Origin of the sequence: Streptomyces sp. NPDC051677 (genome assembly GCF_044453465.1) — a bacterium.
GTDB lineage: Bacteria > Actinomycetota > Actinomycetes > Streptomycetales > Streptomycetaceae > Streptomyces.
Map to the genome: position 1 here is coordinate 33,770 of NZ_JBITCT010000064.1, position 8,351 is coordinate 42,120.

An 8,351-nucleotide genomic window follows, 5' to 3' on the forward strand; every position below is an offset into this window, starting at 1 on the left:
CCCTCCGCTAGCCACGTATGCAGGAACGGCGAACTGCCCTTGTCTGTTCCCCCGTTGATGCCGTCCGGCGTGTGAACTGCGGCACGCCGTGGAGGCCCTGGGGCAGGAACGGAGCCGCGGCAGTCGCTACTCGGTCGGGTGACGCTGCCGCATCAGCGGAACCCTGCCCGCCGCCCTGGCGTAGTGCCGTACATGAACCCGATCAACGAAGTGCACGTGCAGGAGCCCGGGTTGGTCGTCGTCGACGTCACAGCCGCCGACGCTGCGACCGCGCTCGCCCTCCAGGATGCTCTCGCCGTGCAGTGGGCGACGGCGACAGCAGACTGTGTGACGCGCGACCCAGGCCAGCCCGGCGTACGGCTGCGCTGCTATCTGGATACGCGCCAGCCGCTCGGCTCATAGGCACATCAGCGGTACAGCTACCCTGCGGCGTCCCCGCGCTTCATCTGCGTCCGAGCCGGTAGGCGCTGTCGGCGTGCGCCGGGTGTTGTCCCGGCGCGTCTGCCGCGTCACTGCCGCAGCCGCTGGTGGGTCGCACACTGCTGCTCGTGCTGAGCTGCGCAGTAGGTCACATCTGCTGCGACAATATCCCGAATGCGATGACACCTCGAAAGCGAATTACAAAATAAATTGCAACTGTGAATCAGATGTCACCTTTCAAGTGAAACGGGACCTCAGTAGCGGTCCGAGGTGCTGTTGAGGCGCAGGACTGAGAGGTATCCCGCCGGTAGTCCTGCTGTATCGAGCGGGCGTGCGTTGCTGCATGCACGACTCTGCATCGGATTCTTCAGCCGGGCAGTGTGAGCCGGCCAAGAGAACGCCGCTGCCTGGGACTCGACCGAACAGGGCGTGCGTGCCTGGCACGGCGCGGAGTACTCGGGGTGTGCCAGCTCCGGCCAGTCGTCGCCCGGCCTGGCGGTGCCTGCTGCACGACCGGAACGGCCCGCTGCTGCTGCCATGGCCGGCCCCGGGAAGCTGTCTTGGGGGGCTGGTGCTGGCCCAAGCCGCCTGCCAGGCGAGGGCAGTTCCGTCATGCGGGCTCCGGCACTGGTATGGCCCGCTGCAGCCGTGACGGCGCCGTTAGCAGCCAGGGTTGTGAGCGGGCCTGCATGGATCCAGGGCGGTTTGATCCGGCCGTCGCTCAGGCCTGAACAGCCCGCATGCCAGGCCATTGCGGTGGCCTGAGGAGCTCATTCTTTTGCGCTGTCTCGTCTTCCCGCGCAGTGCTGGCGCCACTCGCACGGGCAAGGCAACGTAGGAGCAGCCCCCGGTAAGGAGCCAATTGTGCCTCAATGCAGCAGTAGTTGACGCCGCGGTCCGGTCTGAACAACTGCAGACAACCGCAGTGTCTGAGCAGGTCAGAGCCGTCCATTCTTCAGATCTGTCTCGCGGTGTCTCGCCGGCTTCTGGTTCTTCGTGTTCCTCGCCCATGCTGAGGAACACGAAGCGAGTCGCGTATGGTCGCTTCAGGCACGGTCGTTGGTCCCTGTAGGGGCTTTCCTGTGCCCGGTTGTTCGTCATTCTTCATCTGTTGGTCCAGACGGGGTGACGGAAGCATTGCGTGGGTGCTGGTTGCAGCCTCACCTGCGCCTCTGAGCGTGTGGCGGGGCCTGTCTGCTGGGCCCCGCCCACACGCCGCAGCGGAGGATCGGCCGGCTCATCGGATGGTGCGCCAGCCTGCCGCGTGGTTGACGTTCGAGCGAAGCAACGGGCGGCCACCTGCGAGGAACGCGTTCTGTAGCTGACGCAGAGGTCCTGCTGGGGCCTCACGCAACGGACTCTCAGAGGGACTGCTTGCGGTGGTCGGATGTGTCGGACCGTTGGAGCGCCGGTCCCCGGCCCAGCCAGGTCCGTGGCTGCCGAAGCGTTCTGGATTGCCGCGCCTGCTGTCAAACCGTGGTTCTGGCCAGTTGGAGGGAACACCAGAGCGCTGCCAGGCGGCAGCCTCATAGCGCATGCAGCGGCTGCATGGGGCCGGTCGGGCAGCCTACTTGGACCTCATCCAGCCCGGGCAGCGGATGGCCGAGCCGTACTGGGAAGCACTCGAAATCCAGTGCTTCAGTGGCCCTGAGCGCAGGCTGGAGATGCTCAGAGGCTTCAGGGACCGGCATCACGGGTGCCCGCGGCGATCCGGGCACTCGTGCAGAGTTTTGGCAACAGCCCGCGGTCGGGACGCTGGAGCGTGCCCTGGAAGAGTTCTGCGCCCAGGCAGCCAGGCCACGCCGGCAGTGGCGGCGCACTGGTCTTTTTGAACACGGCTGTTCGCAGCAGGCACTGGACACCGGCGGGGCTGGCGCAGCGGGCATCTGGCTGCCCAGACCGACGGGTATGTATCGCCGTCCAGGGACCAGCCATCAGGACACCTGGACATCGCGCTGCGACGGTTCACGGGCGGCGCAGGCCTCTCCGGGGCACTGCAGGAGTTGCGGCGCCAGCCGGAGTGGGACGACTGCCGCATGGACCGGGTGTTTCACAGAGCCGAGGGCATCGGACAGTTCTTTGTGCGGGCCTGCTCCTTTTTGCCCGGCCGGGGCGCCAGAGGCGTCATGCACGCGCGCACCCCCTCTCTGGGTAAATTTACTACCTCCCCTCTAGAGAAATTTACCATCGAAAATATTCTTCATTTATTTTATCGGAAAAAGCGAACAAATCCGATGCCGGGCACTTTTGGTTGTCGTTTTCTGAAGCGCATGATCATGCTCGCTGGAGTGACCGTTGATGCGGCACCTTCGGCAGGGTGTGGAAACTGCGGCAGAGGAATCCTCTCACAGGAGCGGATTCCCCTTTTCAGTGGATCGAACCCGGCGGTGTACGGGTAAACACGGCCCCGGTCGCTGCTGCACTTCTCTCCGGCGTGTGTGATGTGAACAGACCTCGGGAAACTGGGAGGTCTGACAGGACTCCCTCGAAGAAAACGTTGTTCAGAAAGGCGGTGCCGGACGACGTCACGTCCTTGGATAGGTGGCTATGCCGGAAAGGCTGGCGTCAACGTTCCCGTGATCATCACGGCTGAGGTTGTAAACGTCTACTGGCCACCACGGCCCGACCGGGTATCCGGTGTCGTAGGGCGCAGCGCATCCGGGCAGACGGCCCTTGCGTCTTTCTTTCCGGCGGACGCAAGGGGGAGGGCGGCATGGTGGGCAGCGGTCGGCAACGGGCGACGACGGTACGACTGGCCAGGCGGCCGGGACCCGGCCGGGTCCGGGTCCGAGCCCGGCCCCGGCCCCGCAGTCCGGCAGGGCTCCGGCGGTGGTGGCGCCGCATCGACTGGGGCAGGGCCGGCACCATCACGGCGGTCGTCGCCGCTCTCGCGGGACTGCTGCTCACGGGCGTGTCCACGCTCTACGACGCGCTCGTCTCGCAGGGCGGGCTGGAGCAGGCGCGTCAGGCGGCCGATCAGGAGACCCGTGCCCAGGCCCTGCGCGTGTCCTACTGGACGGAATACCCGACGCCCTACGTCAAGCGCTTACATGTCATCAATAGTTCGCCGGATCCGGTGTCGGAAGCCGATCTGCTCCTGTCGTCTGCAGAAGGGAGGCCGGATCATGTGCTCCAGTTCCCGGTCTTGGGACCGTGCTCCGAAACGGTCGTGAAGGAAGAGGTGTGGGCCGGACAGTCGGGTCAGGGGCCGCCGTACGCGCCGGGTGACCGGCCACCCGGCGTCGTCCGCTGGATGGCTTTCCGCGACCGGGACGGTGTCGTCTGGAAACGGGACGGCAAAGGGCTCTCCCGCTTGTCGGACGACTGGACCGTGATGAGCGTGGGCAATTCCGACGCCGCCTTGGAGATCACGGGTGTCACCGAGGGCACGCCGGGTGTCCTGCCAGTGAAACAGGCCCCGTCGTGCGGAGACGGCTGACGCCCTCGCACGACCCTGCCGTGGCACTTCACGGCTCAGGTGCGGCCTGCACATGTGCCGGTCCCGCGTTGCGGTGGACGGGCCTGGTGCTGGGGCTCGGGGACGAGGAAGGCCGGCCCCTGCGGGTGGAGCACCTCGAACGCGGAGAGACGGTCGACGTCGTCGCCTACCCGCTCGCCCCGGACCCTGAGGAGAACCTCGATCTGCTCAAGGGCTGGTGCAGCCGGCCTCCGGACGAGACAGAGGTGCCATGGGCGCCGATCGCGGACTGAGATGGCCACGGTCGTGAGAACCGCCGTCCGCGCGGGCTTCACCGGACGGGGCACTCAGGCACAGAGAGCGTGCCCGGCAAGGGAGACAGCCACAAAACCGGGAACAGCGAGCCGGCGCGAGAGGCCGTCGAGCTTGTGCTGCTCACCTGCGGCGGCCTGCTCCGTCGCGTCCTCGGCGGCGTGGAGGACATCTGCACCATGACATCGTCGGCGGCCCTCCTCACCGGCCCACCACCGGCACCGGGGTGATCCGCAGGGGGCGGTGTCCGTCACGACGGCCGCGTGGACTTGCCGGTGTCCCGTCCACCCGGCGCTGCCGTGGTCACGGAGCCCAGGAGAGCTCCTCGCTCCCCGCCGTACGGGAGACGGAGGGCAGCTTCGGCGAGCCGGACATGGCCGCGCGGCTGCACCGGCTGCCGCCCTTGACGGTGTTCGCCGTGGCCAAGAACACGGAGGCCTTCTCCGGCATGGCGGTACCGGCGACGACCTCGACGTGGAGGTCCGAGACGCTGGTGGAGGCGCACGTCATGCGCAGGGCGCGAGGCCAAGGAGCCATGACGGCCGAGGAGACGGTGTGCGCCTGGCCGGCCGCGCTCACGGTGAGCCGGCGCGGTGCGCGACCGTCCGGCGGCCGCCTCCGGCGAGTCGGAGACGACGGTGCTGCATGGGATCGGCGGCGCAGCCAGGGTGCCCTCGCATGTCTGTGTCCCACCGGCCGGTCCAGGCCTGTGACCGGCGCCCCTTTCAGACAGAGGGCAGCAGGCGAACCCGGAGCCGGACCGCGCCGCCGAGCCGCCGTATGCCGTGCTGCCGGTGGTGACCGAGCTGCCAGGACAACACCCCTCCGCCCGACGGGCATCCCGCTCCACCCGAACAGGCCCACGCCCTGCAGCCAAGAAAAAGAGGGGCGGGCGCGAGGCCGACGAACATTTCGTACCCGCCCCAGACAAGCAGGCCGGTTACCCGGCCCAGGGCTCGGCGGTGCCGCTCTCGCGGCAGAACCTGCCCCACTCCCGCTGTTCCTCGGGGGTGGGGGAGCGTACGAGCGTCTGGGCCAGCACGGTGAGTTCCCTCCTGGTGCGGGGGCTCGCCCCGACGGCCGCCTCGCTCGCCCGGGAGAGCATGTGGGCGGGCAGGAACTTGCCGGCGAACAGGCGGTCGACGAGCGGCATGTCCAGCTTGGCGCGCGCGGCGAACTCCTTGATGGTCACGTCCTCCTCGGTCAGCGCCCGCTCCAGCACGTACGCGAAGCGCGTGCGCGCGAGGGAGGAGACGATATCCCCGGCCTGTTCGCCGGCCGGCTCCACCAGGCGAGACCTGCGCAGGGAGCGCGGGTTCCAGCCGGTGCGCACGTCGCGCGCCGGGTCGAGGCTGGCGAAGGTGCGCGCCCACCCTTGCTGCTGGCGTACCGGCACGCCGCAGCCGGCCAGGACCGCGGCTAGGTGCTCGAAGGACATGGCGCGCTCCCCGGCCAGGACGGCGCCCAGGGTGGCCCGACTGTAGGGGACACCGATGCGCTCGGTGGCCTGCGACAACTCGCGCAGCGACATACCGGTGTACTTGCGCAGCGCGGTCAGGGCGAGGAGGAACTGCGTCTCGGTCTCCAGGCCCGGCACGACCGCCCGGCCCCGGGTGCGCTCCCAGTAGCCGAACGCCCGGGCCTGCAGCGCGGCCGCGTCGGCGGGAGTCTCCTCCTCCTGCAGCTCGGACACCTTGTTCCACAGGCGACGCGCGGTCATGAGGTCGCCGTTGCAGGCGCGGATCCAGCCCTCCACGGTCCGCCACGAGACGCGGGGATCGCCGTTGTGCGCCTTGGACAGCGAGCCCTCCGAGACCCCGGACATCTGCGAGATCTTCTTCAGGGTCATGGACTCGGTGATCGTGCTGGCGTCGGACTGCGTGACACGCAGGAACCGCGCGAGCTTGATCACCGGATCGTCCCGCTGGGGCAGCGGGTCGGGTGTACGGGCCATCGCCGGTCTCCTTCCTGTCCGGCCCGAAGGCCGGAGCCCGTCAGGGCCCCGGCCGAAGGGGTCCAGGACGTCAGGAGCCGGAGCCCAGCGAGGCCCGGACATGGTTGGCCAGCAGGACGATCAGCAGGACGCCTGCGCCGGTCGCCTCGGTGGACTTGCCCAGGACCATGCACGTCACGACGACCGCCGCGACGATCGCCGTGATCGCCACGGACGGCCAGGACACGGTGTTCGCCGTGCCGTTGGCCGCGCCGATCGCCGTACCCGCCCCGGGCGGGGGCAGGACAACGCCGTGGACGACCAGCGGCGCGGAGCCGGACACCGGCACGGACACCGAGGCCGTCGGCATGACCGGCTCGGAGGCCTGCATGGCGCCGTTGACGATGAAGTACGGGCCCGTCGGCGCGGCCGGCAAGGCCGAGAACGTCGAGCCAGCCACAACACCGGGAGCGTCCTGCGCAGGAGTACAGGGGACCAGCCGGCCGTCCATAAGAAAGAACGGCCCCGTCCCGATGGAAGACGAGCTCGAGGGCTCGTAGGAATGGATCACGCCTATACCTAACTATCCGTCACTATCTGTTCAGATGTGGTCGAAACGGTGGCGCCGATAAGCGGCGCCACCGTCGAGGGCTCCTGAACTCCTTTCACCTGGTGGTCCAGACAGGGATTTGGGTCGTGCTCGAGCACCGTGCCCCCGTCGCGTCAGTTGCAGCCGACGCTGTCGAGGTGCGAGAGGTCCTCGGTACCAATCATTACCTACGCGCTACCACTCGCTGAGGCCGTGAGCCACTTCTGAAGATCATTCAGCGGCCCCTGCCCCCACGTCAGTTGGGCATTTCACCTGCTCAAGCGGCAGCTGATGCCGCGCTCAACATCGGTGCGCCGCCGCGGAATCGAGAACCCGGCACACAGTCCATGAAGGCCCTCCCAGTCCACGACGCGCTCGCCGAAGCAGCCCAACGACACCCCAACGGACCGGCCCCCGCGCCGAGTTCCCAACCATCGCCCGCACGCCGAGGAGCAACCCCGGCGATCCGGCGATCGAGTCCGGAACGACCATCGCGGCGGCCACCACGACCTCAGCCACAGGAACTGTGAACTGCGACAACATGCCCCGAACGAAGAGACGTTCAGCGCGGAGCGCACACCTCGGCGCCGACCTGCCCGGCCCCGGCAGCCACCCGGCTGAGCAGACGCACACCATGACCACCACCCCGCCGCGTCACTCAGTACCGAGGGCAACCTCGCGCCGCCCCGGACCGCGACCGCACCCCGAGCAGGAGAAGGAGCATCGCGACGACGCACCTGAGGACCGACGCCGCCGTGGCCAAGCACATGGCCACCAAGGCCTTGAAGGAGACGACCGAGCGCACGGTCTTCTCCAAGTCGATCGAGGAGATGACCGTCACCGAGATCGGCGGCAGCACCAAGAGGAGGGCGGTCACCACCGCCTCCCCGGACACGAACAGACAGACGGTGGCCGTGACGCACCCGGAGGCGCCAGCCTCCAACGAGGGAGGGAGAGGACGCCTCACCGGTAGACCGAGCCCACTGTGGAGGAGCAGGACGGGTTCGTCGACGCCATGCAGCCCCTCGTACCGCACGCCGAAGCCGGCGATGACGGATCGGCTCCCCGGCGAGGAGGTTGCCGATCCCCAAGGGGCCCCGAGCCCTTCGGCCCTCCGCGACGCTGACGCTCAGCAGTACGGAGGCCAGCCGCTCCTCCTCGGTCCAACCCCCACACCCATATACAGAGCACCCGCAAAACCACCCCGAGCGCCGACAGGCGCGCCAGCCCCACCCACCTGCGGGCCACCAGGCCCGCAACACCCCAACACCCAGTCACGACGCCCGAAATGACGCCGCGCTACATCTGAAAAACAGTCAACCACCAAGGGCCGCGCCAGCGGCCCGGCATAAGCCACACAGAATTCGCCGCCAGGCGAATTCCAGGACGAGGAACTAAGCGCGCCAGCGCTCTCGAAAATTCACACCACTCAAAAACTCAATGAAAGGACGCGCCAGCGGCCCAATAAAACCCAAACGAGAATTTTGCCGCCAGGCAAAATACATAAACCCAAACTCCACCCAAAAACCCAGAATTTGCCGCCAGGCAAATTCACGCGCCAAACCAAGGGCCGCGCCAGCGGCCCGGCATAAACTCACAGAGAATTCGCCGCCAGGCGAATTCCGGGGCGAGGAATTCCGCCAGGAATTCCCAAAGGGGCTTTATGCCCCTCCGCCCCG

General features: G+C 67.8%; 8 protein-coding genes. 4 read left to right on the forward strand and 4 right to left on the reverse strand.

Annotation, left to right across the window (positions count from 1 at the left end; genetic code table 11):
- The first annotated feature begins 192 nt into the window (after window positions 1-192).
- The 4 genes from ACIBAF_RS43395 (at window position 193) to ACIBAF_RS43410 (ending at window position 4,380) form a co-directional block, all read left to right on the forward strand.
- Window positions 193-402, forward strand: a complete 210-nt coding sequence (locus tag ACIBAF_RS43395; protein ID WP_399471307.1) for a DUF6207 family protein — start codon at window positions 193-195, stop codon at window positions 400-402.
- 2,929 nt (window positions 403-3,331) lie between these two features.
- The gene (locus ACIBAF_RS43400) at window positions 3,332-3,859 is read left to right on the forward strand and encodes a hypothetical protein (protein ID WP_399471309.1); all 528 of its coding nucleotides are present in this window, start codon (window positions 3,332-3,334) and stop codon (window positions 3,857-3,859) included.
- 68 nt (window positions 3,860-3,927) lie between these two features.
- The gene (locus ACIBAF_RS43405) at window positions 3,928-4,131 is read left to right on the forward strand and encodes a hypothetical protein (RefSeq protein WP_399471311.1); all 204 of its coding nucleotides are present in this window, start codon (window positions 3,928-3,930) and stop codon (window positions 4,129-4,131) included.
- Between the two features lie 69 nt (window positions 4,132-4,200).
- A complete protein-coding gene (locus ACIBAF_RS43410) occupies window positions 4,201-4,380 on the forward strand; it encodes a hypothetical protein (protein ID WP_399471313.1) in 180 nt (59 codons plus the stop codon).
- A 73-nt stretch (window positions 4,381-4,453) separates the two neighbouring features.
- Here the strand turns inward: ACIBAF_RS43410 and ACIBAF_RS43415 are convergent, their stop codons facing one another.
- The 4 genes from ACIBAF_RS43415 to ACIBAF_RS43430 form a co-directional block, all read right to left on the reverse strand.
- The gene (locus ACIBAF_RS43415; RefSeq protein WP_399471315.1) at window positions 4,454-4,687 is read right to left on the reverse strand and encodes a hypothetical protein; all 234 of its coding nucleotides are present in this window, start codon (window positions 4,685-4,687) and stop codon (window positions 4,454-4,456) included.
- A gap of 403 nt (window positions 4,688-5,090) precedes the next feature.
- Window positions 5,091-6,104, reverse strand: a complete 1,014-nt coding sequence (locus tag ACIBAF_RS43420) for a helix-turn-helix domain-containing protein (RefSeq protein ID WP_399471317.1) — start codon at window positions 6,102-6,104, stop codon at window positions 5,091-5,093.
- A 70-nt stretch (window positions 6,105-6,174) separates the two neighbouring features.
- Window positions 6,175-6,519 (reverse strand): hypothetical protein, encoded by a 345-nt coding sequence (locus ACIBAF_RS43425; RefSeq protein ID WP_399471319.1) that lies wholly within the window; start codon window positions 6,517-6,519, stop codon window positions 6,175-6,177.
- Window positions 6,520-7,330: 811 nt separating this feature from the next.
- Entirely contained in the window at window positions 7,331-7,549 is a 219-nt protein-coding gene (locus ACIBAF_RS43430; protein WP_399471321.1) for a hypothetical protein, read from the reverse strand.
- Window positions 7,550-8,351 lie beyond the last annotated feature (802 nt).